Below are 2,161 nucleotides of genomic sequence, written 5' to 3'. Positions count from 1 at the left end.
AAAGCCGAGAAGAGAGGAGAGAGAGCGATGCACGCACACACCGAGCGTCCGTATCTGATGAACACCTGGTACGTCGCGGCGCTGTCCACGGAAGTGGGGGAGGAGGCGTTCTTCCACCGCACCCTGCTCGACACGCCGGTGCTCATCTACCGCCGCCAGGACGGCACCCCCGTGGCCCTGCACGACCGCTGTCCGCACCGGTTCGCGCCGCTGCACATGGGTTGGCGCGAGGGCGACGACGTCGTCTGCCTCTACCATGCCCTGCGCTTCGACTGCGCCGGACAGTGCACCCACAACCCCCACGGCAACCGGCACATCCCCAAGGCGGCCCAGGTGGCGAGCTATCCGCTGGTCGAGCGCGACGGCTTTCTGTGGATATGGATGGGCGACCAGGCCGCGGACTACGACGCCGTACCGGACTACGGCGAGCTGGTCAGCGGTCACCCCAACAGCGTCGGCTACACCTACATGCCCGTGCAGGGCAATTACGAGCTCATCATGGACAACGTGATGGATCTCAGCCACATCGACCACGTCCACGGCGAGATCATCACCACGCGGGGCCAGCTCACCCCGCTGATCCCGAAGGTCGAGGACACGGACGCGTATGTCTCCGCGCGCTGGGAGTGGCGCCAGACGCCGGCGATGCTGATCTTCAACCAGTTTCTGCCCGAGCCGGAGGGCGAGGCGCGGCACTTCTTCCACATCACCTGGACGCCACCGGCGAACATCCAGCTCTCCGTGGGGGCCACCCAGGACGAGAATGCCGCGCTCGATCTCGACGGCTGCACCGGGCAGTACGACCTCCACACCACCACGCCGGAGACCGTGGACAGCACCCACTACTTCTTCGCCACCCGGCGCAATCACCGGGAAGAGGACGGCGAGTACAACGCCCAGAAGATCCAGGCGATGCACGGCGCCTTCGAGCAGGAGGACGTGCCCATCATCGAGGCCGTCCACCAGCGCATGGGCACCGCGGACTTCTTCGAGCTCGACCCGGTGCTCATGAGCAACGACGTCGCCCCGGTGAAGGTGCGCAAGCGCCTGGAGTCCCTCATCCGCCGAGAGCGCGACCGCGAGGACGAGGGCGGCGGCCAGGCCGGCCGCGTGGCGTGAGTACGGTCCGCCGCCCCCGCGCGGGGCGGCGGCGGGGAGGAACGGGTATGTCCCGGCACGACCGGATTCCGGCGTTCGATATCCAGATCGTCGACACCGCAGAGCGCTACCCCTGCCCGGCGGAGGAGAGCCTGCTCCACGCCATGGAGCGGCTGGGTCGGCGGGGTATCCCGGCGGGCTGCCGTGGCGGCGGCTGCGGGGTGTGCAAGGTCGAGATCCTTGCCGGCGAGGTGGTCTCGGCCCGCATGAGCCGGGCCCACGTGGACGACGCGGAGCGCGCGGCCGGCCGCGTCCTCGCCTGCCGGAGCTACCCGCGCAGCAATGTGTCCCTGCGTGTCGTCGGCGCGATGCGCAAGGGCTTCACCCGTCACGGCCCGCGCTGAGGGCCGGGCGGACATCATTCCATCGAGGAGGAGAACATCATGTCCCAGAAGGACGTACTGCGCCCCGGACACGTGGGTGTCCGGGTCATGGATCTCGACGAGGCCGTCCGTCACTACACCGGTCACGTCGGCCTCATCGAGACCGGCCGCGATCGCGAGGGGCGTGTCTACCTGAAGGCGTGGGACGAGTACGACTGGTTCTCGCTGGTTCTGCGCGAGGCGGACGAATCGGGCATGGACTTCATGGGTTTCAAGGTCCGCGACGCCGGGGCGCTGGCGCGCCTGGAACGGGCCCTCGCGGCGTTCGGCTGCCGCGTTGAGCGCATTCCCGCCGGCGAGCTCGAACACTGCGGCGAGCGGGTGCGCTTCGACTCGCCCACGGGCCATCACTTCGAGCTCTACGCGGAGAAGGACTTCTACGGTAACGAGGTGGGCACCACCAACCCGGAGGCCTTCGTGGACACGGTGGGCGGCATGGCGGCCAACCGCTTCGACCACTGTCTGCTCTACGGCACGGACCTGGACGGGAGTGTGCGCCTTTTCCGCGAGGTCCTGGGCTTCGATCTCGCCGAGCAGGTGGTAGACGGCGAGACCCTGGTCGGCGCGTTCCTGTCGTGCTCCAACAAGGCCCACGACATCGCCTTCATCCGCCACGACGA

At 68.3% G+C, this 2,161-nt stretch carries 3 protein-coding genes; all 3 read left to right on the top strand.

Translation table 11 applies throughout. From position 1 onward, the window contains the following. Positions 1 to 27 precede the first annotated feature (27 nt). Complete coding sequence (locus G7A99_RS18495) at positions 28 to 1,119, top strand: aromatic ring-hydroxylating dioxygenase subunit alpha (RefSeq protein WP_018719559.1); 1,092 nt, start codon at positions 28 to 30, stop codon at positions 1,117 to 1,119. Between the two features lie 47 nt (positions 1,120 to 1,166). After that, positions 1,167 to 1,502: a 2Fe-2S iron-sulfur cluster binding domain-containing protein gene (locus tag G7A99_RS18490; protein ID WP_018719560.1), complete on the top strand. Its 336-nt coding sequence runs from the start codon at positions 1,167 to 1,169 to the stop codon at positions 1,500 to 1,502. 39 nt (positions 1,503 to 1,541) lie between these two features. Continuing rightward, a partial coding sequence (locus G7A99_RS18485) for a VOC family protein (protein WP_163142952.1) occupies positions 1,542 to 2,161 on the top strand: 620 nt, incomplete at its 3' end.

The sequence above is a fragment of the Arhodomonas sp. KWT genome, from assembly GCF_010993615.1.
This window is presented reverse-complemented; position numbering and strand designations above follow the sequence as displayed.